This is a genomic window from Vibrio sp. Vb2131, assembly GCF_033338535.1.
Classification (GTDB): Bacteria; Pseudomonadota; Gammaproteobacteria; order Enterobacterales; family Vibrionaceae; genus Vibrio; species Vibrio alginolyticus.
In genome coordinates this window covers 59536-84653 of the sequence record NZ_JAWOSW010000016.1, presented here as the reverse complement: position 1 = coordinate 84653, position 25118 = coordinate 59536, and the positions used below count along the sequence as shown (strand labels likewise).

The window sequence follows — 25118 nt, the reverse complement described above, 5'->3', positions numbered from 1 at the left end:
CTTTAAACCCTTAATGTGGAAAAATGAGTGGTATTCGTTTCCGGTACTTCGATTGTTTTATTGGTTACTTCTTGTGTATTCGCACTTTTTAACCACTCGATGAAATTCGCAAATGACTCATCGAAAAAAGATGCAGTTAGCAGTTGCTGAGGCAGGTGTATGAAACCGATATATCCGGTCTCTTCCTCCCAGCATACCGCTGGAGAGCCTTGCGTTAAGGCATCTTTCATATGTTGATGCAAAATATCAGCACTCGGTTTATCACCTGAAATCAGCCCGATAAGCGTCACACGATCTTCTTGTGCGCGAATTGTGATTGCTGTGTTTTGCTCAACGAGTAGATGGCAACAATCATCTTCATCAAAAACCAACGGCTCCAATTGGCAGCGGCTGGCAAAATCTGTCAGTAAAGAAGTTATAAATCCATTAGCCATTCGACTAAATAATCCTATTTTTGTTGTTTTAGAGGCGCTGCTTGGTTGCAACACTTATCAACTAAGCAGCTTTCTTAGGTGTATTCTTAAGGATTTATGGCAGTGAATATTTTAGAAATGGTCGGATTTTTTTTGTTTAAAGGCATTAAAATGAAAAAACTCAGCAAGTGCTGAGTTTTTGAGGTTTATTCATGAATCGTAATTTTACGCTCGCTGAGCTGCTTCACCATGGCTTGCTTTAATGCATGCAGCTGTCCATCAATACTGGCGTCGATGATCCCAACTTCTGTTTCCAAAATGCAGCCTCCATTTTTCAAGCGCGCATCTGCTACCACGTCAACGTAACCGACTTCAGGGAAATCACTTAATACACCAGCCACCTTTTCCCTCACCTCAACAACCTGCTCTGGGTGGACATGTAAAATGACCTGCTTTTGGTTGCTCACCAGTTGCAACGCTTCTCGAACTACACTCACCGTGGTATCGACATCATCGAAGGTATCGATGATCTTACGTACTGCTTCTAACACCACACCTGTCATTTTTTCTTCGACTTGCTGATAGTAGTCATTACAACGTGCTAAGGTTTCAACCATCGTTTGCGCATTTTCAATCTTGGCTTGTGCAAGGCCATCTTGATAACCACGTTGTTTTTCGGTTTCGTAGGCTTGTTGGGCATTAGCAATGATGCTTTCAGCTTTGGAGTTCGCGGCTTCAACTAAGTGTTGCGAATCCAGATAACTGGCATAATCTTTCGCTTTCAGCACCTTTAAGCCAGGTGCCAGCTGCAAATTGTCTGTTTTTATTTCAACAAATGAAACCATTGAGGAATAACCTGTTTTGCGATTTTTTTTGTGAGTCGATACGCCAGATCTCGTTGATCCGCTTCCAACCAGTTAGCTGTTTCCGCGTTTTCGCTAAGTTGCTTTTCTAATTTGAATTGCCAACGAAGAACAACATCTTCTGGTGAGTTAATCAAAATAAACCTCATCCAAAAATATCCCAGCGCCCTCATACTTGCTTCAACAGACCTTTCATCCAATAGTTCTGGTAACGAACGCTGCCAGCCTTGCGGCCAGCTGGATAACAGCATCGGCCCGTTTTGAATTAAGAACCGAGCGCCTTCCAAACCAAAAACGTTGTTCAGAACCTGTTTCGGGCGTTTTAAAACAACGCCTCGCATTGCCACACAGTGTAAAGCTCCGCCCACCATCAATACGAGTTGGTTCAACGCATCCGCTGGGAGCAACGCCAAGCTATGGCAAGGTTTGTTAAAAGCCGTCTCAGGAACGGGAGATAACGCCCACTCATTTATGCACCATTGGTTAAACATGGGGTTATCTCTCCAGCCTTCGATATTTAGTAACCAAGGCTGCTTTTGCTCTATCCAACTTCTATGGATGTACTGGCAAGGCGCATAGTTAAACTGGTGTTGTACCTGCGCGAGTGGTGTTTCTGGTTTAACCACGCTTCGTGTTCCTACGACACCATGTAAAAGTAGCGATATTCGAGCCGATGAGTGCCGCTACCAAGAACACCAAAATGGCGATAAGATTATTCGCCGTCTCTTTGGTGACCTGAACCGACAAAATGCTTTTAAATTGATTGTTTTGAGTAGCAACTCGAACCTCTGATGAGGGTACCATCACTACGCTGATTCGATCGTAGTTCAGCCCCTCAATGCTATTGTTCACTAATAATTTGATCTGCGGAACATATGAATCAAGCGCAATATCTGCTGCGTGTTTAATAAATACGGAGGCAGAAGCTGGAGTTGGGCGCTCTCCTGGACGCAGATCTTGATCTTCCAAAACAACATGAACACGTGCCACCAGCACGCCATCAATCTGAGATAAGGTTGACGAGAGCTCTTGAGATTTCGCGTACACCAAACGGGCTCGTTCTGCTAATGGTGACGAGATCAAATCGTCTTTAGGAAACACCTCTTTCAGTGTAGAAAACTGCTCTCTTGGATAACCTTTTCGCTTTAGCGCATCTACCGCGAAGGCGATTTGAGAACTGTCTACCATTAACTTGACGGTGTTGTCTTTGTCAGGTTCTTTTGTTGCAACGACACCTTCGGATAGTAAGATCGACAACATCTCATTACCCTCTTTCTGAGTAACGTTGGTGTATAGCTCGGTCTGACAACCTACCAGAAACAACGTGAGCATGATGAAAACTGCTCTCATTTTATTCATCATCACTATTGTGCCTTCAATAAGGTTTCTACGTTTTGTGTGGTTTTACCCACGGTTTTCGCGATCAGCTCTTCTTGAAAAGTAATGCGTGTCAGCGCCCACTGCATTTGCAGTAATTGCGCCGGATCATCACCCACCATCTTCATGTTGTCTTGCAGGTTACTTTTCGCGTTATCGATAGTGTTTTTCAACTCGCTGATGTTTTCTAGCAAACCTCCCTCCAGGCCATTACTTGCCTCGGGAACCGACATGGCTTGCTCAAAACGTTCGCTTAAACCGTCTTCGACTTGCGCATCCTGTAACTTATCAATGTTGGTTTGCATCACCTCGGTGTACTGCGTGTTTATCATATGTACTCCTAAGATAAATCTAACTTGTGACTGTGAGTCATGATGTTTTTCACCATCGCATTTTTTTGGATCATGAAGCTAAGTTCATCACGAACCATGTCCAGTGTTGATGCCATATCAGGTAACGACTTCAACTCTGCCCAGCAATGCCATAAGGCTTGTTCTTTCTGGGCACCCAGTGGAAAATGCTGCGCTAGCATTGCTTTTAGTGCTGTTTTATCAGCAGGTGGTTCGGCAATAAGCTGTCCCGAAAAATTCCCTAGTAACTCCTGCTTCAACACCTTTAACAAATCAGATTGTGGCTGCTCGTTGCCTTTTTCACTCTTCGCCTCATGAAAGGCGTACCACATTGCCTCTCGTTTAACTTGAGGGTCGGAAAACGCTTCATTTAACGATGATAAGACACTTTGTTTACTGACAACCTCTGCGTCTTTTAATGATTCGTACCACGCTTTAATCTCCGCCAGTTTCGCTTCTGTTTTCTCTAGCGTCTCTTTTGGAGAAACATGTGAAACTTGCTCTTGCTTGTCACTTCGCTCCATGAGCGTTTTCATCTTGTCTTCATCGCTCCGCTCATAATGACGCGACTCCGACTGACGCAAAGACTGGTGTTGAAGACCTAGGTTACTCGAATCAATTATCATCCAAGATTCCTAATGTCCTGAGAAAAGCTCGCAGCAAATGCTTGGCTTTCTTCGCTTCCTTGTGACGCAAGTTCTACCCAGCTTTCCGCTTTGCTCAGTAAACCGGCTTTGGCAGAAGCAAGAGCCGCTAAGCTGATCAGATCTGGATAGGCGTTACAAAGTGGTTCGAGTAATTGATGAGCCTCTTCATACAAGCCTTTATTCATGAGGCTCATTGCACGAATCATCGCAACGGTCTCTTCAGAACCTGAGCTTGCTTCAAGGCCATCTGCAATCGTGTTGGCTTCTTGATGACGATGCATACCTGTTGCCATCAGCGCGATTTCAGCCAGCAGTTGGCGCGTTTCTCGTTCCATGCTTTACACCTTCTGGAGAATCGACTGCATCACATCTTTAATCGCACGAGTCGTGGTCGCATTGATATTGTAAACAACAGACCATTTGTTGATCGCGTGCTGAAGCTCGGCAAGCTTTGATGGATCATCGGCATTGGTTTCTAGGTTCTTGATGGCTGCCGTCACTTCTGTGTTAGCATCTTTCGCTTGTTGTTCTAACTTAGCTTTAACATCATCAAGGTTTACACTGTTACTAGCATCGTAAAATGACATAAGACTTCCTCGTATTTTTTAGTTAGCTTCGTATGATTCAACGACCGCATAGGCGGCTGTGTAAGCTTCATACTGTTTGAGTAGCAATTGGTACTGCTGTGGTGAGCACCCTAAATCCAACTGACGTTTCACCACCGCTTGTGCTTCTAAGAGCTTGCTCTTAATCTTGTGCACTTCCGCACCGTTTGTGTCGTTATTTAAAATTTGTTCAAGATTTGTCATTGTTCGTCTCGCCTTCATATCCGAGTTCTATTGTTATCACCCGCCCGCCTTTAACCAACTCAATACCAGCAGGTGTAACACTGGATATTCGGTAGCCCTGAGGCGTTCTTGCACCGACCATATAGCGAACGTTATCGGTCAGAATCACATATGGAACCTGGCCAAAGTTAACGCTACGAAACGGGAAATCGATGTTGGTGCCTTTACTCACCTTAGGTATGGATTTCAAAACTAAGTACGGTTTCTCACCATATTGTTCCCGGAAGTCTCGGGTCACACCGTAAAATCGAGTCGTTTCGATATCATCAAGCTCACCACGAACTTCGATGCGATCACCGCTGGTGACCAACTGGACTTTCTTCAGTAACTCCGCATCCGTCAATAACGCTTTTAGCGTATCCATGTAGGCACCCGCTCGCTGCAGTTCAACCTTCCACGCAATAAGACCCGGCACGTCTCGCTCCAAGATTTGTTCAACTTGGTTCCAGCGGCTTGCATCATCGATATAGCCCGTCAGCAGCAGTGTGCCGGTCTCATCGCCATTTTCGACTTTCACTTGGTGATAGCCGAGGTTGCGCAAAATAAATCGAACCCCGCGACGGATTTCTTCCATCGTTCTTAAGTCACTTTTGTAATTGATGCCCAATACATCAATTCGACCAAGCAGATCGAGTTTCTGTGTTCGGTCTTCAACATAGCCCTCTAAGACTGCTTGGCGTGCGGCGGCATTCCATTCCACACGAACGTCGCTAAGTTTGAGCTCGCCTAAGATGTTACGTACCAAAACAATAGGTTCTGCTTCTGTAACAATTTCATTGTTGCTTCCGTTAGCTTGGCTGTACCACATACCAGCAAAAATGACACTCGGGACAAAACTACAAAGCAAAGCGATGAGCGTTGTTTTTTTCCAGCTAGAGCGTTGCACAGCAACCACAGGTGTATTCTGTTGGCTAGATTCGTCGCTGACGTTACTCACAATTAACGCATCTTCCGCGTATCCCAGAGCGAACTTCACAACGCCGACCGAGACAACAGCATGGCGTGACAACTCGATACCATCACCTGCAACAGCGATGTCTTCACTGTTAATATTTGCCTCTTCGCAGCCTCGTAAAATGACCGAGTCTTGCTGGCAAACGAGGGTGAAATGGTTCGCTTCGACCCCAGCATCAGACAGTACAAGATCAGCAATAAAGTCGTCACTGCCAAGCACGAGAGCACCTTCAGGCAAGGTGACTTCTACTCCGGTATGCACGCCTGATAAAATACGAATTTTCCATTGCTGCATCGCGGTTAAGACTCCTCTGAAGGGCGCACACACTCACTTTGTGAGTCATCACATTCCAATACTTTCACCCGCCAACCCTTTTGCCCTGTTGGTAATCGGCACTGCGTTAATTGAGACGACTTTTGCTGTGACAATAAGTCTTGTTGATAGCGCTCGGCTTGAACCCTCGATGTGCAGCTATATACTTCCACTACCGATTTAAATTCAGCGCTATTGTTGGAGATGTTGTTAAGCTTGCCGATACTTGGTCGCAAGTCATATTCGTTGCCAATCAACACACTATCGCCAATACCATCCACAACAATTCGAGGTTCTAAAATAAACATTCGTACTGTGCGGCGCTTAGTATTGGTATTACTTCTAAACAGCGCGCCTAAATATGGGATGTCTCCTAGCAATGGCACTTTACGTAACTGATGGCTCACTTCATCTCGGTACACACCACCGATAAGTAAGCTTTGCCCTTGTTTAACCGTCGCTAAGGTGCTGATTTCAGTTTTACGAACGGAAGGAAGATCATCGACACCACCATCAGCGATCTTTGCACCGTCTTCGAGATGAAGGCTCAGGTTAATTTCAGGTCGTGCAGCAAATCTATCACCAACGATACGTGGGACAATTCTCAGTAACGTGCCATACGTGACCTCTTCCAGCGCTGCGGTTTCTTTACCAACCAGCTTGACGTAAAACGTGCTGCTGTTGTTCAGTACCGCTTCGACATTTTCCTGAGTTAACAATGTTGGTCTTGAAACCACTTGAGCACTGCCTTTGGATTCCAATAAACGAATTTGAGCCAGCAAGTAATTTAGGTTGGTTGAATCAAGCAAGGACTTAAAGTTCTGTCCACTGCCGAGCGTCACATCCCCCGAATTCACATCACCTGTTGTTTTGATATCGACAATGCGGTTGTTTCCGACAGACACTCCCGCTCGCCAATCCACGCCTAACTGACTTAAATCGTTGGCACTGATATCGACAATCGATAGCGCGACTTCAATTCTTGATAGCGGCTGGTCTAATTGCGCGACCAGTTTACGATAGAGCGGTAATCGTGCTTGAGTATCACGAACGATAATCGCATTAAGGCCCGGCTCTGCTTCAACTGTTGCGCCACCATGAACTGAGGCGGTTTTATTACTTTTTACAGGCTTATCTGGACTGGTAACTTCTTTGCTAGACGCACTCGCCACTTGCGTTTGAACACCAGACACGACCCGTTTTAACACCGATGCGATGCCCGGGACCGTAATTGTCTGATCTCGATATGCAATTTCTCTATCCGTTGCAGAAGCGTACTTCAAAGGAATTATCTCAACGAATAATTCGTCGGTTGAATTCGATTTCTGCAGCAAGCGCGTTTCCAATGCCTCCGCCGTTTGTACCACTAAGTCGACATAACGTGGAGGACCAGCAAGATAGACTAACCCTTTGCTCTCAGCAGCTCTCCAACCATAACGAGAATCCCAAACGCCGGTGGAAATTAACGTACTGCGTAGCTCTCTAGCCGTAAGTAATTCCAATTGAAGTAAACGTGAGCGAGTTTCTGTCGCCTTATAGACATGTAAGACGGCTCCATCGAAATACCACATCAAGTTGTACACTTGCGATAAGTAATCGAGGAATTCCGCCGGATCTTCAGGGGTAAAACGCCCATTCACTCGATCGTTGACTTTGTCACTAACAGAAACCGAGACACGATAATTTGCACCGAAGTTATTCAACAACTCTTTTAATGAGTCATTATCTGCATAGTAGCGGAACGGTTGTTCGGGCCAGTGTAAGTCTGTTGCTTGCGCGTATCCCAAAGGAACAACACTCACTGCGCATAACAATGCCTTTGTTACAGCACGCCTAATGTTGGGAAAGATTTTTAGCATCATGGTAACCACACTGTATGGTTGATTGTGTGGTTCACGCGTTCTTGTTCCAATAATGCAATGTAACGCTCATATAGATTGACGTGCTTAGAAAGCAAAGCAGAGAACCGTTCCACCGAACAGTCCTCAACCCGTACTTTACTTTGCAAAATCAATTGCTGATCATCATTGGTTGTCAGTACGCCGCCATCCTCACGAATGGTTTTTAATGAGAGCTGCATGCAACGTTGTAACGCTTGTTCTTGTTGATAATCTAGATGCTCTTTAAACTGGAAGGGTAACGTCGCTTCCCATAAAATCCATGACGCACGTTGCTTGATGGTCAGTGATAACTGGTCAACCTCGATGTTGTAAGAACCATTTTCTGAGGCAATAAAATCCCCTACCTTTAGCGCTTCCGCTAAAGATTTCATCATCTTATCTAACATTTAACGCCCTATTTAGATCTGGCTGAGGTGATTGCAAGCCTGGCCGCACTGACCACTTTGAGTATCAAAATAGTAGTGATCGATATCACCAACAGTTTGCATGTTCTTGAACCATTGCCATACTTTCGCAACCGCATTTTGGTCGTTGTAAACCACATCGCATGCATCCCAAACTTCGTTCAGCTCAGGGGCTTCAAGTCGCACTTCCGAACACCAATTTTTCCACTCAGAAATAAATTGTTCGGTTGTAGAGGTGTACTCCGCGAACCCTTTCAGCTCGTCTAAAGACGGTTGCCACTTCTCAATTAACAAACGATGACATTCAATCACTTGCAACTGTTGTTCGCTTAACGTCCCAAGTTGCTTTTTAAGTTGATGCTGCTGGCTCTTAATAAGATCGAGTTGCTGTTGAACAAAGACGGCACTAGTGTCTTCCCCTGATAGCTTCGACCAATATTCCTTCTGAATATCGAGTTGATTGATAAGTTGTTCAACTTTAATCGAAGCATGAAGAGCACTTTGATCGACTTGTCGGTTAATCCACTCGTTGAGTGATAAATGGAAACAAAGCATCAACGTTTTTGGGACAGCCAAATTAAAGCGAAAGCCCAGACGAGAGTTGATGTAGTCCAGCCTTTGTTCGAACGTTGTGATTGTGCTGCTATCACTGAGCTGCGATCCAATTTCCAAAAATAAACGCATGGCAAACCGGTCTATCGAAGCACCAAGTTTTTGATACGTTTTAACTAACTGGCTAGCGCATAGGCTATCGACGACATTTCTATCCAACAAGCGTTGAAGTAAAGATAACTGCTCATAATTTATGACGCCTTCACTCAACAATTGTCGGTGATTGACGTGCACAACATTGAGATCCTGCGTAGGTTTCGAGGCGCTTTCATAACGAGCTCCTCTTTGTAAAACAGTCACTTTCCGCTGTGTCACTATGCTGTCTGGAAAAAGCGAACGGCGTCGCCAATGCTGCTTTTTCATTTATGTTCGTCTCCGCACCCCTTTCGAACAATCCAGAAAGAAAGAGATGTAATAATTTTTAATCGTTCGTTGTTACACGATACATAATAGAATTTACACTGGTGAGTGACTTTCAAAATTAGTCAGAAAATTTTAGTCCCAAGTCATTTCATTTCGCGATAGCCACTTGGTCGTCTCCCGAACGTACGCGGCTTGGGGTCGTTCCAAAACGACGACGGTAACTCTGCGTAAAGTAAGACTGACTGGAAAACCCTGCCTCCATCGCCACATCTACGATGCTCATCTTGCTCGTCAACAGCAGTTTATGAGCATGCAGTAGTCGACGCTCACTGATCCAAGCTCTTGGAGAAATGCCATAGTGCTCATTAAAAAGCTCTTTAAAAGTGGTTAAGCTGGCACCAAACTCCTGCGCGTAGTCTGTCAACTTCCATTCTTTTAAGTAATGCTGTTCCATAAATCGACGTAACCGTTCCGACGTACGGTTTGTTTGTTGTGACAGCAACGCATACAGTGATTCTCCTCCTTTGCTGTGTAGCAAGAGAATGAGTAGTTCTTCGTATTTTAGGCACATAATGGCATCAGGGTACGCTTGTTGCTCAAGCGTCTGCATGCTAGAAAGCACTTGTTCAACGAGTATGTTCAAACCAAAAGTAAACAAACCAGAACAAACTTTGTCTACCTTAGGCAGCATCATCAAGAGATCACTGTGTTTTTGCAGCAACTGACTAACGAGTTCATTGTCGTAAGCAATAATCGACGCTTTGTATGCCCCATCTAGCGGAGAGTACTCTAACAAGTAATCCCCTTGAGATAGAAATACCCCATTTTCTGCAGCAACATCGATTGTGCAATCACCTGTTTGAACTCGAAGCTGACCATTGTGAACGACAACAATGTGAGACTGGTCTGAGTGAAATACTTCGTCAGATTTTTCATAGCAGGAAAAACTACGAATTTTTCGTGAACTCGAGTCGACCCTTTCTGAGTTTAGTTGGCCTGACACATCCATTTTCTACCCTTCATTATTTTGAGTTTCTCAGTGCAAATGTTGAGAAACTTTCAAAGCACTACTTTGATTGTTGTTATTTCTAAGTACTGCTGTATGAATTAAAGAAGCAAAGAAAAGAGCATAGAAGTTCTATCACTTACCATACCCCCCGAATAATTAGCGAATAACCCAAGCATTACCTTTACCTAAAGGTAAAAGTTTGACTTAGTAAATTTCTGCTGTCCGTCTTTATTATTTTTATCAGATAGCGTTTATCATTAGCCAAAACTTAAATATCATTTCGTTATTTAAGTTTGGTTGTTTTGTTATACATTAGAATACAATTAAATAGATTTCGGCATCGTTTCTAGAACAAAATTAAATTTCCAAAATCATAAAAATGTATGTTTTATAGCCTAAAACGCCAAGCCAACGTGTTCAAGGAGCGAGATATAATCATAAAAAATACTGTTTTTGCAACAAGTATGAGTCTAAAAAACAACTGACCCGATGACTTCAAAGTCATGTAATTAATGTTTATAAAAGACAACAAATCTTTCACAACAGGAAAGATATGGTCTTTATTTTTATAAATTAGAAAATTCTAATAAAAATGTAGTACTTAAAATTTTATCTGTTTATTTTTGGAACAAGAATCAAGTTTTCTTGTTTATTTCCCTCTAAAAATAAATAGTTCTTTTCTTTTTCAGCAACGAGCTCACCGTTTGAATAAAGCTTTCCAATAATCTTCATTTTTCCTTCACCAGCTTGAATTGGTGCAATTAAAAACGAATACTGCACAGGCAACTGAACGCCTTGGTAGCTCTGAGATGCCGATTTAAGACATTGATTGTCAATAACTTTACATATTTCCACTTCAAGAGAAGTAATCGAAGGTGGAAAGTAGCCGTCGACAGAAACCCAACCATAGACTGATGCCTGACTCTGTGTATCAAAGCCATCCACCCCATTAACGGACACAGTCTGACTGCACCCACTCAGTATGAATAACCCAATAAAACCAGCCCATATAGAATTGTTCATTATGACCCCATAAACTTATTTTATATAATCTAGCTCATTTGAAATTCACACAATTCTTTATGTAAAAATATAAAAGATCAACTTATATTTATACTACAAGCGGACAATAAATCGCATTTTTCAACAACACGTAGTTAACATGGACTGTAATTTCAAAAGCAGTTTCTGCTCACTTTCATTCCTTCCTTAATTGAAGTTTATTAGAGAAAAATGATATTCATATATCTCACTGCCATCGAGATATGCATCTGAACACATTTAATTTTGCCTTTCTATTTCTCTCAACACATTTAAAAGCCAAAATATAATAACAACCGACTAATATTGATAAACATGAAGAGATACATCTAATATTTTCCTTGATAAAATTTCAAAAGGGACTATTCCTATGTCAGCACGCCAAACTATCGATGAGATTTTGCTAAAGTTTGCTCATCAAATAGGCTTGCCTGCACTGCATCTAACGGAAAATGAAGTAAGCTTAGCCTTTGATGATAATCTAAGGGTGCATATCATCTTTCATCCTGAATCGACAACTCTGCAGCTCGAAGCTGAGATTGTTGGCCTTCAAATTGTAAATTCCGATCTTTATCGTTCTTTCTTGGCCTTTAATTATCACTGGCCTGAGCACCAGTTATTTTTTAGTTTGGATAACCACCGACATGTCCTATGTTTAAACCGACTCATTAACATTAGGCGACTGGATTACGAATATTTTGAAACAGCTTTAGCAGAATTGCTGACGCACAGCGAGTCGTGGGAAGCGTTATTGTCTTCGCATGTAACCATTGATGAGGCACCACCGATGCCACAAACTTTAGACTTGAGAGTTTAGGTGTCTTTATGTCCAATGACATCCAATCCACATACACCAATTCATCGGTTCATGACGTTCAACAAGCGCAGCAAAATGATGCAGTGCCGCAAGGAACGTTTCATGGCCGTAAAGTCACCCTACTCTCCTCATCAGAAAGCAGTCTGATGCGAACAAGCTCTAAAAGAGAGCTTGGTGAATGTTTAAATCAATTTGCCAGTCTCGAATCTTGCAATCGCGTTTTGGACTTTGATCCGCAACTCAACATTGACAAGCAAAACGCCGCCGTAGAAAAGCTTATGGAACGAAAAGTGGCGATAATTCAACGTTCCTGATATCACAATATAAGCAGGTTAAACATCTAAGTTAACCTTCAGCCGACAAGCTCACGCTAATAAAAAACCCCGAAGATTCGGGGTTTTGATTCATACTGCTTTTTCTTTATTAATTACTTAGTTTCACTAGAAGAAGCCTAACGGGTCGATGCTGTAGCTAATCAGCAAGTTCTTCGTGTTCTGGTAGTGATCCAGCATCATCTTGTGCGTTTCGCGCCCGATACCCGATTTTTTGTAACCACCGAACGCTGCGTGTGCAGGGTAAGCGTGGTAACAGTTAATCCAGATCCGGCCAGCTTCAATATTACGGCCCATACGATATGCAACGTTCGCATCACGTGTCCAAACACCTGCGCCTAAGCCATATTCAGTGTCGTTTGCGATTTCCAACGCTTCAGCCTCATCTTTGAATTTGGTGATAGCGATCACTGGGCCAAAGATTTCTTCTTGGAAGATTCGCATCTTGTTGTGGCCTTCCAACATGGTTGGCTGAATGTAGTACCCCTGGTTGATAGACTCTGGCTGTTCTGACACTCCACCACCAAAGACCACTTTTGCGCCTTCTTCACGGCCGATTTCCAGGTAACTTAAAATCTTATCAAACTGTTCTTGAGAAGCCTGAGCACCAACTTGAGTATCGGTATCGAGCGGATTACCTTGTTTAATCAGCTGTGCACGTTCCGTCAGTTTCTCTACAAACTTGTCATAAATCGCTTCATGAACCAGTACGCGAGATGGACAAGTACAAACTTCACCTTGGTTGAAGAAACCAAGTAACGTACCTTCGATACACTTATCAAGATACTCATCTTCGTAATCGAAGATATCTGAGAAGTAGATGTTTGGAGATTTACCACCTAACTCAACTGTCGATGGGATCAAGTTGTCTGCTGCACATTTCAGAATGTGGTTGCCAACTTGCGTAGACCCGGTAAAAGCGAGTTTCGCAATGCGGTTGCTGGTTGCTAATGCTTGACCCGCTTCAGAACCATATCCGTTTACAACGTTGATGACACCAGGAGGAAGAAGGTCACCGATTTTTTCCATCAGAACCAGAATGGATGTTGGGGTTTGCTCTGCTGGCTTCAATACCACACAGCAACCCGCCGCTAGTGCCGGTGCTAGTTTCCAAGCCGCCATCAACATTGGGAAGTTCCACGGAATAATTTGACCAACCACACCAATCGGTTCTGGGAAGTGGTAGCTTGCGGTGTGCTCATCCAGTTCTGCCGCACTGCCTTCTTGTGCGCGAATACAGCCAGCGAAGTAACGGAAGTGATCCACTACTAAAGGTAAATCTGCCGTCAAGGTTTCGCGAACTGGTTTGCCGTTTTCCCAAGTTTCTGCAACTGCAAGCTCTTCTAGATGCTGCTCAATACGGTCAGCAATTTTCAGCAAGATGTTCGAACGTTCTGTCACGCTGGTTTTGGCCCATTTTGCTCTGATGTTGTGCGCGGCATCCAGTGCTAAATTAATATCTTCCTCGCCAGAGCGAGCAACTTTACAATACGCTTGTCCGTTGATTGGTGAGATATTGTCAAAGTACTCACCACCCGTTGGTTTTACCCATTCCCCACCGATAAAGTTATCGTAATGCGATTTAAAGTTAACAATGGCATTTTCACTACCTGGCTGTGCATAGATCATAACTCTTCCTTTTGTTTCTCGTTCAATGTGTTATTGCAGTGTCGTATCGCACTGTTCACAAAGAGCATTACGCAAGTCACACGCCAACTACGCCACACTTGTTGTTAATTAAATGTAAAACTATGATTACCAAGCGATAACAAACCAAGTGAGCGATGTTTGAGCGGATGTATGGTGTGAACACCAATGTTCAAGTGTTCCAAAATGGCACACCCTCACTGTGACAAAATGGTACAGTCATGGAACTTCAACACATTAGCGATAACAATTGGCTTTCAACTTCATGGGTCAGAAGTGAACAAGCGGGTTTAAAACAGCGTCGACGCCCTGAAGATATTCGAGTAACGCCAGCAACGCTCCAAGATAGGCGTCACCAACTCAATTTTTTGCTAGAGGCAGTCACTCAATTTGCGCTCCCTCTGTTTAATCAGCTATTTGCTCATAGCGACAGTCGCTTAATTTTGACGGATTCAGATGGTGTCATCATCGGCAGTTGGGGACAGCCTAGATTTCGTGAGAAGTTGACGGAAATCTCGCTAAGCTCTGGAGCATGCTGGCAAGAAAAGGTCAAAGGCACCAACGCTATTGGTACAGCCTTGGTTGAAGCAAAGCCCGTTTCTGTTATTGGTGATCAGCACTTTATCCAACACCATCGTTTTATTAGCTGTTCGGCTAATCCTATTTTCGATCATCTTGGTAACCTCATTGGCGTATTAGATATTACGAGCGAGCAAAAGAGACATGACTTCTCAACGCAAGTACTAGTACAAAACATGGTCCAGCAAGTGGAGAATCAACTACTTAACTTGATTCCACAAGGGTATATTCGTGTGGATTTAGCGTGCGAAAAAGGTTTACTGAATAGTGGTTGGCAAGGAATTATCATTGCAAATGAAGACGGACAAGTTTTGGCTCACAATCAAGTAGCCTCTCAACTTTTTGCGCAAAAAAGTATCATTGGGCAATCCTTAGACGACATTCTATCCACTCCGGGAAATGAGCACCCTTTCGTTTTCAAAACAAAACCGCTTACCGATAAAGATAGCAAGGTCAAGTCTCGTGCTGTAGCGGCGTCCAATGATCTTCATTATGGCGACTCCGCTGTTGAGCACTGTTGGCAGCAAGCCAATCGCGTCATCGATAAAGACATCAGTTTGTTGATTCTCGGAGAGACTGGTGTTGGCAAAAACGAGTTTGTGAAAGCACTCCATAAAAACAGCCAGAGAAAAACGGGACCGTTAGTTTCCGTCAACTGCGGAGCGCTACCAAAAGATCTGGTTGAATCTGAATTATTTGGCTACGTAGCCGGTGCCTTTACTGGCGCAAACAGCAAAGGCTATCAGGGAAAAATTCGCCAAGCACACAAAGGGATTTTGTTTCTAGATGAAATCGCAGATTTACCCTTGGAAGCTCAAAGCCGATTGCTCCATGTATTGCAAGATAAAACCGTGCTTCCCGTGGGTTCCAACCAAAGCATTCAAGTCGATACGCAAATCATTGCAGCCACGCATAAAGATCTGGAACATTTGGTCAGCGAAGGATTGTTCCGCCAAGATTTGTATTATCGCCTTAATGGCTTGATCATTGAGCTACCTCGCTTTGAGGAGCGTGAAGATAAACGACAACTGATTGAGAACATTCATCGGCGTCACGCCGAATCTGAACAACAGCTTTGCCCTCACCTCCTTTCTCTGATGCTGTCTTACTCATGGCCAGGAAATTTGCGTGAACTCGATAGTTTAATCAAAGTATCCGCCTTAATGGCGCAAGGTGAAGAAATATTGGAACTCAAACACGTCCCAGCCCACCTAAGTAAGAAACTCAGCCAAGCTCAAGAAGGAGCAGCATCGGCTGAACCAACTTCAGAACTGCGTGCAACCGTCGAAGATAAGTTGCTCAAAACATATCAAGCTAACCAGGGGAACATTAGCAAAACGTCTCGTATGCTTGGTGTGAGCCGAAATACCATTTACAGAAAGTTGAAAAGCCTTGGCATATTAAGTTAATTCTACGACCTCAGATACAAAAAGAGCACCGTTGCGGTGCTCTTTCTCTTTGAAACCTAGCTTACAGGCCGCCTTGTTGTTGTGCCTGTTTTACTAATGCCTGACGTTGAGTTTCCTTCTCAGAGATCACTTGATTGTCCTTGTGCATTTCCTGTTCCAATTCTGCTGGAATGAAAACAAAGTACTTGTTAAGAGTCATCTTAGAACCTCAATTTGCTGTGTTAATTACCTTCTTGGTCGACGTAAACAAAACCAGAAAAACATGTTTTACTGGATCCTTGTTGCTAGTTTCAAAAAATAAAGGATGTTCATATAATAAACATCCTCCATGTGGGCGCTAATTATAGGCGTAGTTTAAAGGCTTACCTAGCACTCTTTTTCACCTTTTGTGCAATCTGAGTTTCGATCGAAAAACGGGTTTAATTACCCGTAGTTACTAAGGTATTGTTAAAAAGAGAAAAAAGCTTTTACTGTAACCGACGACAGGGATGAGCTTACGAGTGTAGTTTCACTTGCAATTGTGCATCGTAGAGTTCGAAGACGATAATAATAACGCTACATGCCCTTAATCTGCGTAGTTAAAAACTTTGAAGTGATAGACAACCGAAGTCATATCTGTGCAACTCAGTTTAACGATTTGTCTACCAGTTCAATATTTCACCTTTTTTGAGAAATCTTTAGCCACTTTTTTGTGTGAAACGCCCCAAAAGAGCAGACAATTAAAAGTGTGGCATATGACCACAATTGTCTATCCCCACTTAGCTTCGGGAGGCGTTTATGAAAAGTAACAAACTTGGCCATGTGATGTCTTTCAGCAGGATGTTTTCCTTCATTGCATTCTTGACGGCCACATTCGCATGGATTCTCAGCATGTACGCCCTATTCACTGTTTCTTTAGTGGCTCTTGTGGTCAGTGCAATTCTCTACCTAAAGGACAGGTTTTATCAAAGCAAGAAAACGACCACTGAAAAGAGCGCCTAGGCGCTCTTTTCTATTGAATGTCATTTCTGTGTGACTTGATATAGTTATCAATCCGTTCGAGTTCGTGAAAATAACCATACATACCAATACGATTAATTTCTGGTTCTATACAGTATTTTTCTTCTTTTACCATAGCTTCTACAAACATTCCGCTTGATGCAATTGTGAAAGGTGGACACGCTGAGTAACCATTATTTTCTGCAATATATTTCAATCGCCCAAATTCAAAAACTTGACCTGGAATAGCAACGATAAGGGACAAGACAACTGTTATAGTTATCACTTTAATCGGCACTTTGACTAACTGAGTCATTCGATCAAATAAAATATAGACCAATAATGTAGGGCACAAGAGTAAGCTTGCGATACTTAAAACATATGACGCATCAATGTAGACCACTTGAAAACCACTACTGAGCTGAAGCGGAAGAGATTCGAAAACGAAATGATGATAAAGGCGATAGATGGAATAAGTAATCAGTAATATGAACATAAGCAACACGAAAGCTGTGTGAAATGGATGCTTCTGTTGTGTCATTTCTATTACCTTATAGTTGAGGAGACGGCAGAGAGCGGCTTAGCTTCACTCTTCGAAGAGAAATATTAAACTGCTAGCAAATGCATGCTCTCCCATTTCTGAGAAGTGCGTGACGAATCAACGTTTAATGTAACTTTTAAATCTACCAATATCTTACAGACACAAAAAAGGATGCCACTTGGGCATCCCTTTATATCTTTATATTTAGTCGGTTTACTTAAAACGATTACACGTCGTAAGTTGTAGACGCTGTGTCGCCGCCTGTACCAGTCCAGTTAGTGTGAAAGAATTCACCACGTGGACGGTCAATACGCTCATAAGTGTGAGCACCGAAGTAGTCACGTTGAGCTTGAAGCAGGTTCGCTGGTAGACGAGCTGTTGTGTAACCGTCTAGGAAAGATAGCGCAGAAATCGTACATGGCATTGGGATACCAGATTCTAGAGATTTCGCTGCTACTTTACGCCATGCTGCTAGGCTGCCTTGTAGGATGTTTTTGAAGTACTTATCAGAACCTAGGAATGCGATGTCTGGGTTCGCTTCGTACGCATCACGGATGTTGCCTAGGAACGCAGAACGAATGATACAACCACCACGCCACATTAGTGCTACGTTACCGTAGTTTAGGTCCCAACCGTTTTCGTTCGATGCTTCGCGCATTAGCATGAAGCCTTGAGCGTAAGAGATGATCTTAGAAGCTAGTAGCGCTTGACGTAGTGCATCAACCCACTCTTGCTTGTCGCCTTCAACTGGAGTGATTGTCTTACCGAATAGAGATTCAGCTTCAACACGTTGGTCTTTCAGTGCAGATAGACAACGAGAGAATACAGACTCAGAGATAAGCGTTAGTGGAATACCTAGGTCTAGTGCGTTAATACCAGTCCATTTACCAGTACCTTTTTGGCCTGCTGTGTCTAGGATCTTCTCAACGAGAGGCTCACCGTCTTCATCTTTGTAGCCAAGGATGTCAGCCGTGATTTCAACAAGGTAGCTGTCTAGTTCAGTCTTGTTCCAATCAGCGAATACTGCTTGCATCTCGTCTGCAGACATACCAAGACCGTCTTTCATGAACTGGTAAGCTTCTGTGATTAGCTGCATGTCACCGTATTCGATACCGTTGTGTACCATCTTAACGAAGTGACCAGCACCATCGTTACCAACCCAGTCACAACATGGCTCACCAGCGTCAGTTTTCGCAGCGATACCTTGGAAGATAGGCTTAACCGCTTCCCATGCTTCAGCAGCACCGCCAGGCATGATAGATGGACCGAAGCGCGCACCTTCTTCACCACCAGATACACCAGTACCGATGAAGTGGATACCTTTTTCACGTAGTGCAGCAACACGACGGTTTGTATCTGGGTAGTTAGTGTTACCACCGTCAATAATGATGTCGCCTTTGTCTAGCAGAGGTACCAGCGCTTCGATGAACTTGTCTACAACGTCACCAGCGCGAACCATCAACATTACTTTACGCGGCGTTTCTAGCTTCTCTACTAGTTCTTCTAGAGAGTATGCACCGATGATGTTCGTGCCTTTTGCTGGACCTTCCAGGAACTCGTCTACTTTAGCAGCAGTACGGTTGTGAGCAACCACTTTAAAACCGTGATCGTTCATGTTTAGGATAAGGTTTTGACCCATTACTGCTAGGCCAATTACACCGATATCACCTTTCATTGTTTCTCTCCAATTTTATTTCATCGACGAGCAGCGTCTTAAGCAATTTTTGCTGCCGCGTCTAAATCTAAATACCATTCCGTTAGGCCCGATTTCGCTTGAATTTTAGCCGCAGGGTATGGCAGTGCGTGTGCTGGTGAACTGTTAATTTCTTCAACAATGTCCGCTTTTCCTGCACCAAGCACTAAGTAACTAATGCGTTTCGCTGCTTCTAATACGCGTGCGGTTTTCGACACACGAAGTTGGCCCGATTCAGGATGCGACGCCACAAGAGATAGGTTCGCATCATCATAATTCGTTTGGCCAGGGAACAGAGAAGCTGTATGACCATCTGCACCAACGCCTAATAAGATCCAGTCAAACACAGGTGTGCCGTTTTCACTCGGGATCACCTCTGCCATCTCTTTTGCAAAGCGCTCGGCTTCTGCTTTAGGCTCATCTTCGCCACGGATGCGGTGAATGTTTTCTGCAGGAATATTTACTTGGCTAAACAACAACGTGTTCGCTTCACCGTAGTTGCTTTCTGCATCGTCAGGGGCAACACAACGTTCGTCACCCCACCAAAAGTGGAGGTTTTCCCATTGAATGGAGGTTGCGTAAGCCTCTGAAGCCAGTAGTTTAAACAGCATTTTAGGAGTGCTGCCGCCAGAAAGAGAGATGTGAACAGGTCTGCCCATTTCGCTAAACGCTTTCATATCGTTAGCTAGGCTTTCAACTACCTGTTCTGCTGTTTGGTAGATCTTATGGTTGATCATAGTTCACAGTAATCCGTATCTGTTAAGTTTTTACATGGGAAACGCCAAGCGCGACCATCACGCTGTAACAAGTCATCTGACTCTTTAGGTCCCCAAGTGCCGCATGCGTACCCGAAGAGGGATTGTGGATCTTGCTTAAAATCTAAGATTGGCTGTACGTATTGCCAGCACGCTTCCACCGCATCACTACGTGCAAATAGCGTAGCATCACCATTCAAAGCATCAAGTAGAAGACGCTCGTATGCCGTTAGCATTTGCGTTTCTTGCAGGTCAGCGTAATGGAAGTTCATTTTCACTTCCTTCGCTTCAAAGCCTGCGCCTGGCTCTTTCAAGCCAAAGCTCATTTGAATGCCTTCGTCTGGTTGAATACGAATGATCAGCTTGTTTTCTGGTGCGTTTTGACCAAACACAGGATGCGGTGTTTGTTTAAAGTGGATAACCACCTCAGTAACGCGTGTTGGAAGACGCTTACCAGTACGCACGTAAAATGGCACGCCATTCCAACGCCAGTTGTTGATGTACGCTTTCAAACCGATGTAAGTCTCTGTACGAGAATCGTCTGCAACTCCCGGCTCTTCACGGTAGCCGCGTAGGCTTTGCCCACGAACTTCAGACGCCGTGTATTGGCCTAATACTAGGTCATTGCGCAGAGCGTTTTCGTCTAATGGCTTTAAGCATTGAAGCACTTTTACCACTTCATCGCGCATCGAGTCTGCATTGATTTGCGCTGGTGGTTCCATACCTACCATTGCTAATACTTGTAGCAAGTGGTTTTGGAACATGTCGCGCACAGCGCCAGAGTTGTCGTAGTAACCACCACGCTCCTCTACGCCAAGGAATTCTGCGCCTGTGATTTCAACGTAATCAATGAAGTTACGGTTCCAAAGCGGCTCAAACATCGCATTAGAGAAACGAAGCACAAGTAGGTTTTGTACCGTTTCTTTACCTAAGTAATGGTCAATTCGGTAGATTTGATGCTCTTGGAAGTGCTCGTGAATTTCTTTGTCCAGAATACGCGCCGATTCAAGATCATAGCCGAATGGTTTCTCAATGATCAGGCGTTTCCAGCCATCCTCTTCACTGTTAAGACCATGTGCTGCAAGACTTGCAGGGATCACACTGTATAAACTTGGTGGGGTTGCTAAGTAAAAAAGCGTATTGCGTTGCTCGAATTGATATTCGTCCGCAAGTTGGTCTAAGCGAGAAGATAGCTTACCGTAATCTTGTGTGTCAGAAGTATTAATTGCTTGGTAGTGCAGATGGTTAATAAATGCATCAAGCGTTTCTGGCTCAGTCTTTTCCATTTCCTGAAGCGATTTTTTCAGCTTCGCGCGGTAAGACTCATCACTGTATTCAGTGCGACTTACACCCAGAATGGCAAAATTCTCTGGAAGCTGCTTGTTCGCGTAGAGGTGGTATAAAGCAGGAATGAGCTTACGGTACGTAAGGTCACCTGAAGCACCAAAAATAACGATGCTGCTGTTTTCTGGTATTACCATCATCTTTCCCTTAAAAACGAGGTACTTATTGTGTGCCCGGATACGGCTAGAGAATGAGCCAACCCTATCAATGGCACCTCAAAATAGAAAATTGGTCTTACCTATTACGTTGATAGGTAAAGTCTATGGGCCCAAAGAACCTCAAGAAGTTGCATTTCCGATTCTTGGAAACACGACGTATTGAGGTCATTTAAGTCACTTATGTCTCAAAAGTACACACTGTACTCGCTGGAGGAGAGTCCGACACGGGGCAATATTGTCTACGACTATTTGATTTACATCAACACTTGCCAGTGCAAACGTTTAAATAAGTTGCACAAAACGTCATAAGCGATTGTATTTTATTGATAAAAAAAGTTTCATCTGAACGCTACAAAATTTAAGCAAAAACTCTAATATGGGTAAAAATTACTCATACTTGCAATCCATTACAGTTTTATCGTGATCTGTGTTACTTACTTTTTATTTCATCATCCTATTGATAATGATACTCAATTAAAGATAATGAAATCACTATTAATGTGAAAGTAGAACGCCATGAAATCAAGCGCCATTAACCCACATCCCATTAACCGAATACAATCGGTGCTTGACTACATTCACACCAACTTAGACAGCACTCTGAGCGTAGATGAAATATCAAAAGCAAGTTGTTGGTCGCGCTGGCAACTGCAACGCGTATTTCAACAACACACTGGCGTATCCGTCGCTCACTACATCAGAGAGCTTAAACTTAGCCTTGCGGCTGAGCGCTTAATCCATACTTCTGACCGCTCGTTAGATATAGCGATAGAAATGGGATTTACATCTGAACACGCATTTAGCCGTGCGTTCAGGAATATGTTTTCAAAAAGCCCCCGCGAATATCGAAAAACGCAACAACTCTCCGGGTTGAGGCAACCTTTGACGCTGCGTAAGACACCAGAAGAAGAGAAAAAACATCAGCGCTTTATTGAAGTTCGAATAGAAACAAAACCGGCTTTTGAACTTGCTGGTTATCATGAACCTATTCACGGATTGTTTTCCGCTACGCCCGATTTCCAATCCAAAGTACCGTCACTTTGGTCACGTCTTTATTCATCTGAAAACCTTAATAATTCGGAAAGTACTTACTTTGGCGTGATTGATGTGACGCAAGCGTATTCAAACAACCAACAACTTGAATACTGGGCAGGTTATGAGTGTAGTCCAACAGCAAACGCATCAAGATCAACGAACTCTTCCAACTCGGGGTTAGACCTCTTGGCTGTTCCTGAGCAAACCTACGCCGTCATTACACACATAGGCAAAGCATCAGAGCTCGCCTCAACGCTGGAATGGTTTATTTTACATTGGCTACCCTACTCTAATTATCATGCTATCGATGGTTATGAGTTAGAGCTTTATCCAGAAGGTTATGATGTTGATAGCGAACAAGCACAAATGCAGTATTGGATTCCTGTCGAGCCAAACGACTCGCTATCTTTAAAACCTAAGAACAGAAGAATAAGTTCCAAAGATTAGTGTTTTGCACCAAATTGTTAACTTTTCCTATTTCTTTGAATATAGAATACAAATAACAATCATTATCAATAAATAGAAAAAGTAGTGGAATTTATAAATATGGAAAGTCCGATTCGATTTCATCGTTCAGCGGTTGCTATCGTCGTATCCGCATTGCTCGCTGGCCACGCCAATGCAACTGAGAGCGTATCCCAACACGAAACGATTACGGTGCTAGGAGAAACATACCGAAACACCGCAACTAAAACCGTTTTAGAACCGGAAGAAACACCGCAAGCGATCACGGTAATCACTAAAGATGACATGGACCTACGCGGCGTAAACTCGGTGAGCGAAGCATTGCGTTACGCGCCTGGCGTAAATACAGAATTGCGTGGCGGTGCCGTTTCCCGACTTGACCTATTCAATATTCGTGGTTTTATTAACTACACCAACTTTTATGATGGTCTTCCTTTGCTGTACAACGGTTGGAACCTTCAACCGCAGGTCGATTCCGTTGCTCTTGAGCAAATCGAGGTTTTTAAAGGGCCAACGTCTGTTCTTTACGGCAATATTCCACCAGGAGGTATGGTCAATATTATCGCCAAGGCGCCTCAGTCAACACCCTCACACTCTGTCTCGATTAGTACTGGGACTAACAACTTAAAAGAACTGACGTTCGACACCACAGGACAAGTTGGTGATTCTAATGTTGATTACCGTATCGTCGGCCTGGCAAAACAGCGAGATGGTCAAGCCGATACGTCTGAAGACGAACGTTATGTACTCGCCCCATCTTTCAATTGGCAAGCGACAGAAAGCACATTAGTGAACGTGAATGTTTACTATCAAAATGATCCATCAGCAGGTATCTACACGACTGTGCCTGCATCTGGCTCAGTGATTAAAAACCCACTTGGCTCGATGTCACCAAGCACTTATTTGGGGGATGAGGACTGGAACACTTACGAACGCGAAGTTCTGATGATGGGTTACAAAGTCCAACACGACTTTAACAACAATTGGCAATTTCTACAGAATGCCCGCTACATGACCGCCGATGCCTATCAGGAAAACACATATAACGGTGCACTTGAAGCGGATAACCGTACCGTTGGTCGAAATGCCTATTTAACCGATGAAAAGTCCAAATCCTTTGTGATTGACAACCAACTATCGGGCTACGTTAAAACAGGAAATTTTGAACATAACTTATTGTTCGGGCTTGATTATCAGTATCTAGATTCAGATGTAAAATACAAAGACACGCTTGGGTATTCGCTAACTCAGGACATTTTTAATCCTGACCACAACAGCATTGATCGTAATGCACTGAATTTCCAATACAAACAAAACTTGGATATCAAAACGAAGCAGATTGGCGTATATTTCCAAGATCAAGTTCGTTACGACCAACTTGTAATGATTGCAGGTCTTCGTTGGGATAAATACGATTCAAATACAGACGCCGTTAGCGATTATCTAGGAACAGTATCTAAGAGCAAGGAAGAGTTAGACGATACCAACGTATCTTTCCGAGTCGGTGGTTTGTATGAGCTAGACTTTGGTCTCTCGCCATACCTTACTTACTCGGAAAGTTTTGAGCCAATTGCGGGTGCCGACTCTTCTGGTAAAGCATTTGAGCCATCAACCGGTCATCAATGGGAGTTAGGCTTTAAATACGCACCATTATCTGGTGATATCTCAGGTAGCTTAGCACTCTTCCATATTACGAAGAAAAACGCGATCTTGACCGATCCGAATAATCCATATGCACCGAACTATCAAGCGGGCGAAGTGGTATCACAAGGTATTGAACTTGAGGCAAAATGGCAAGCCACAGCACAAGCTGATTTCACTCTAGGCTATACATATACCGATATGGAGATTACCGAGGACAGTTATTACAACCAAGAAGGTAAAACGCCGGTTTGGGTACCTGAGCAAACGGCCTCTCTATGGGCCAATTACTTCTTTGAAGGAAATCTTTCAGGCCTTCGTACCAGTGCTGGCGTTCGCTATGTCGGGGAAGCACAAATTGATGCACAGAATAGTCAAAAAGTACCGGACTACACCTTGTTTGATTTGGCAGCAAGTTACGATTTCTCAACGGTATCTGAATCAATGAAAGGGGCTAGCGTCACGCTTTCTGCAAGCAATCTATTCGATAAAGAATACTATTCTTGTTACGACAAAAATAACTGTTGGTTTGGCGCTGAGCGCTCTATCGAAGCGAAGTTAGAATACAACTTCTAACCTCTTAGAGCGGAACAGCAGTAATTTGTAAAGCGATGGTTTCTACAATAAGC

27 protein-coding genes are annotated in these 25118 nt (G+C 43.5%); 6 read left to right on the top strand and 21 right to left on the bottom strand.

What is annotated here, in order from left to right; translation table 11 throughout:
* Nucleotides 1-2: 2 nt before the first annotated feature.
* The 15 genes from R7E38_RS16980 to R7E38_RS16910 form a co-directional block, all read right to left on the bottom strand.
* On the bottom strand, nucleotides 3-434 hold the full coding sequence (locus R7E38_RS16980) for a type III secretion system chaperone (protein ID WP_170890276.1): 432 nt from the start codon (nucleotides 432-434) through the stop codon (nucleotides 3-5).
* Nucleotides 435-619: 185 nt separating this feature from the next.
* On the bottom strand, nucleotides 620-1258 hold the full coding sequence (locus R7E38_RS16975) for an HrpE/YscL family type III secretion apparatus protein (protein WP_005387146.1): 639 nt from the start codon (nucleotides 1256-1258) through the stop codon (nucleotides 620-622).
* Nucleotides 1237-1902, bottom strand: a complete 666-nt coding sequence (vscK, locus tag R7E38_RS16970) for a SctK family type III secretion system sorting platform protein VscK (RefSeq protein WP_005387147.1) — start codon at nucleotides 1900-1902, stop codon at nucleotides 1237-1239. Before vscK ends, R7E38_RS16975 begins: the two co-directional genes overlap by 22 nt.
* Nucleotides 1895-2641, bottom strand: coding sequence for a type III secretion system inner membrane ring lipoprotein SctJ (gene sctJ, locus R7E38_RS16965; protein ID WP_086012989.1), 747 nt, complete (start codon nucleotides 2639-2641; stop codon nucleotides 1895-1897). Before sctJ ends, vscK begins: the two co-directional genes overlap by 8 nt.
* A complete protein-coding gene (gene sctI, locus R7E38_RS16960; RefSeq protein ID WP_005387149.1) occupies nucleotides 2641-2985 on the bottom strand; it encodes a type III secretion system inner rod subunit SctI in 345 nt (114 codons plus the stop codon). Before sctI ends, sctJ begins: the two co-directional genes overlap by 1 nt.
* An 8-nt stretch (nucleotides 2986-2993) precedes the next feature.
* The gene (locus R7E38_RS16955; protein WP_206959796.1) at nucleotides 2994-3629 is read right to left on the bottom strand and encodes a YopR family T3SS polymerization control protein; all 636 of its coding nucleotides are present in this window, start codon (nucleotides 3627-3629) and stop codon (nucleotides 2994-2996) included.
* Entirely contained in the window at nucleotides 3626-3985 is a 360-nt protein-coding gene (locus R7E38_RS16950) for a YscG family type III secretion system chaperone (RefSeq protein WP_005377200.1), read from the bottom strand. Before R7E38_RS16950 ends, R7E38_RS16955 begins: the two co-directional genes overlap by 4 nt.
* Nucleotides 3986-3988: 3 nt before the next feature.
* Nucleotides 3989-4237: a type III secretion system needle filament subunit SctF gene (gene sctF, locus R7E38_RS16945; protein WP_005377199.1), complete on the bottom strand. Its 249-nt coding sequence runs from the start codon at nucleotides 4235-4237 to the stop codon at nucleotides 3989-3991.
* 18 nt (nucleotides 4238-4255) lie between these two features.
* Complete coding sequence (locus R7E38_RS16940) at nucleotides 4256-4459, bottom strand: EscE/YscE/SsaE family type III secretion system needle protein co-chaperone (protein WP_017821343.1); 204 nt, start codon at nucleotides 4457-4459, stop codon at nucleotides 4256-4258.
* Complete coding sequence (sctD, locus tag R7E38_RS16935; RefSeq protein WP_031781102.1) at nucleotides 4446-5747, bottom strand: type III secretion system inner membrane ring subunit SctD; 1302 nt, start codon at nucleotides 5745-5747, stop codon at nucleotides 4446-4448. Before sctD ends, R7E38_RS16940 begins: the two co-directional genes overlap by 14 nt.
* A 5-nt stretch (nucleotides 5748-5752) precedes the next feature.
* Nucleotides 5753-7627, bottom strand: coding sequence for a type III secretion system outer membrane ring subunit SctC (sctC, locus tag R7E38_RS16930; protein ID WP_275125521.1), 1875 nt, complete (start codon nucleotides 7625-7627; stop codon nucleotides 5753-5755).
* The gene (locus R7E38_RS16925) at nucleotides 7624-8052 is read right to left on the bottom strand and encodes a YscB family type III secretion system chaperone (protein ID WP_053304384.1); all 429 of its coding nucleotides are present in this window, start codon (nucleotides 8050-8052) and stop codon (nucleotides 7624-7626) included. The genes sctC and R7E38_RS16925 overlap by 4 nt, the downstream gene beginning before the upstream one ends.
* A gap of 12 nt (nucleotides 8053-8064) precedes the next feature.
* Nucleotides 8065-9045 (bottom strand): T3SS regulon anti-activator ExsD domain-containing protein, encoded by a 981-nt coding sequence (locus R7E38_RS16920; protein ID WP_005377193.1) that lies wholly within the window; start codon nucleotides 9043-9045, stop codon nucleotides 8065-8067.
* 148 nt (nucleotides 9046-9193) lie between these two features.
* Nucleotides 9194-10054, bottom strand: coding sequence for an AraC family transcriptional regulator (locus tag R7E38_RS16915; RefSeq protein WP_005377191.1), 861 nt, complete (start codon nucleotides 10052-10054; stop codon nucleotides 9194-9196).
* Nucleotides 10055-10663: 609 nt separating this feature from the next.
* Nucleotides 10664-11077, bottom strand: a complete 414-nt coding sequence (locus tag R7E38_RS16910) for a YscW family type III secretion system pilotin (protein ID WP_054579559.1) — start codon at nucleotides 11075-11077, stop codon at nucleotides 10664-10666.
* 388 nt (nucleotides 11078-11465) lie between these two features.
* On the opposite strand from R7E38_RS16910, the gene exsC reads away from it, so the two are divergent.
* Together exsC and exsE2 are read left to right on the top strand one after the other, a co-directional pair.
* Entirely contained in the window at nucleotides 11466-11912 is a 447-nt protein-coding gene (gene exsC / locus R7E38_RS16905) for a type III secretion system regulatory chaperone ExsC (RefSeq protein ID WP_005377174.1), read from the top strand.
* 8 nt (nucleotides 11913-11920) lie between these two features.
* The gene (gene exsE2 / locus R7E38_RS16900) at nucleotides 11921-12226 is read left to right on the top strand and encodes a T3SS regulon translocated regulator ExsE2 (RefSeq protein ID WP_104975361.1); all 306 of its coding nucleotides are present in this window, start codon (nucleotides 11921-11923) and stop codon (nucleotides 12224-12226) included.
* A 126-nt stretch (nucleotides 12227-12352) separates the two neighbouring features.
* Here the strand turns inward: exsE2 and R7E38_RS16895 are convergent, their stop codons facing one another.
* Nucleotides 12353-13873 carry an aldehyde dehydrogenase family protein gene (locus R7E38_RS16895; protein ID WP_226084178.1) on the bottom strand — a complete coding sequence of 507 codons (1521 nt, stop codon included), beginning with the start codon at nucleotides 13871-13873 and terminating at the stop codon, nucleotides 12353-12355.
* Between the two features lie 239 nt (nucleotides 13874-14112).
* Between R7E38_RS16895 and R7E38_RS16890 the strand changes: the two genes are divergently transcribed.
* Nucleotides 14113-15879, top strand: coding sequence for a sigma-54-dependent Fis family transcriptional regulator (locus R7E38_RS16890; protein WP_226084180.1), 1767 nt, complete (start codon nucleotides 14113-14115; stop codon nucleotides 15877-15879).
* A 61-nt stretch (nucleotides 15880-15940) separates the two neighbouring features.
* Here R7E38_RS16890 and R7E38_RS16885 read toward each other — a convergent pair whose 3' ends face one another.
* Nucleotides 15941-16078 (bottom strand): hypothetical protein, encoded by a 138-nt coding sequence (locus R7E38_RS16885; RefSeq protein ID WP_005377165.1) that lies wholly within the window; start codon nucleotides 16076-16078, stop codon nucleotides 15941-15943.
* A gap of 578 nt (nucleotides 16079-16656) precedes the next feature.
* Between R7E38_RS16885 and R7E38_RS16880 the strand changes: the two genes are divergently transcribed.
* A complete protein-coding gene (locus R7E38_RS16880) occupies nucleotides 16657-16860 on the top strand; it encodes a hypothetical protein (protein ID WP_054576969.1) in 204 nt (67 codons plus the stop codon).
* 10 nt (nucleotides 16861-16870) lie between these two features.
* Here the strand turns inward: R7E38_RS16880 and R7E38_RS16875 are convergent, their stop codons facing one another.
* From R7E38_RS16875 to zwf, 4 genes are all read right to left on the bottom strand, one after another.
* A complete protein-coding gene (locus R7E38_RS16875; RefSeq protein WP_226084193.1) occupies nucleotides 16871-17398 on the bottom strand; it encodes a hypothetical protein in 528 nt (175 codons plus the stop codon).
* Nucleotides 17399-17624: 226 nt separating this feature from the next.
* Nucleotides 17625-19073, bottom strand: a complete 1449-nt coding sequence (gnd, locus tag R7E38_RS16870; protein WP_226084195.1) for a decarboxylating NADP(+)-dependent phosphogluconate dehydrogenase — start codon at nucleotides 19071-19073, stop codon at nucleotides 17625-17627.
* A 38-nt stretch (nucleotides 19074-19111) separates the two neighbouring features.
* A complete protein-coding gene (gene pgl, locus R7E38_RS16865) occupies nucleotides 19112-19828 on the bottom strand; it encodes a 6-phosphogluconolactonase (RefSeq protein WP_017634562.1) in 717 nt (238 codons plus the stop codon).
* A complete protein-coding gene (gene zwf, locus R7E38_RS16860) occupies nucleotides 19825-21327 on the bottom strand; it encodes a glucose-6-phosphate dehydrogenase (protein ID WP_017634563.1) in 1503 nt (500 codons plus the stop codon). The genes pgl and zwf overlap by 4 nt, the downstream gene beginning before the upstream one ends.
* A 537-nt stretch (nucleotides 21328-21864) precedes the next feature.
* On the opposite strand from zwf, the gene R7E38_RS16855 reads away from it, so the two are divergent.
* Together R7E38_RS16855 and R7E38_RS16850 are read left to right on the top strand one after the other, a co-directional pair.
* Nucleotides 21865-22830, top strand: coding sequence for a helix-turn-helix domain-containing protein (locus R7E38_RS16855; RefSeq protein ID WP_226084197.1), 966 nt, complete (start codon nucleotides 21865-21867; stop codon nucleotides 22828-22830).
* Nucleotides 22831-22929: 99 nt separating this feature from the next.
* The gene (locus R7E38_RS16850; RefSeq protein ID WP_226084199.1) at nucleotides 22930-25065 is read left to right on the top strand and encodes a TonB-dependent siderophore receptor; all 2136 of its coding nucleotides are present in this window, start codon (nucleotides 22930-22932) and stop codon (nucleotides 25063-25065) included.
* The last annotated feature ends 53 nt before the right edge of the window (nucleotides 25066-25118 follow it).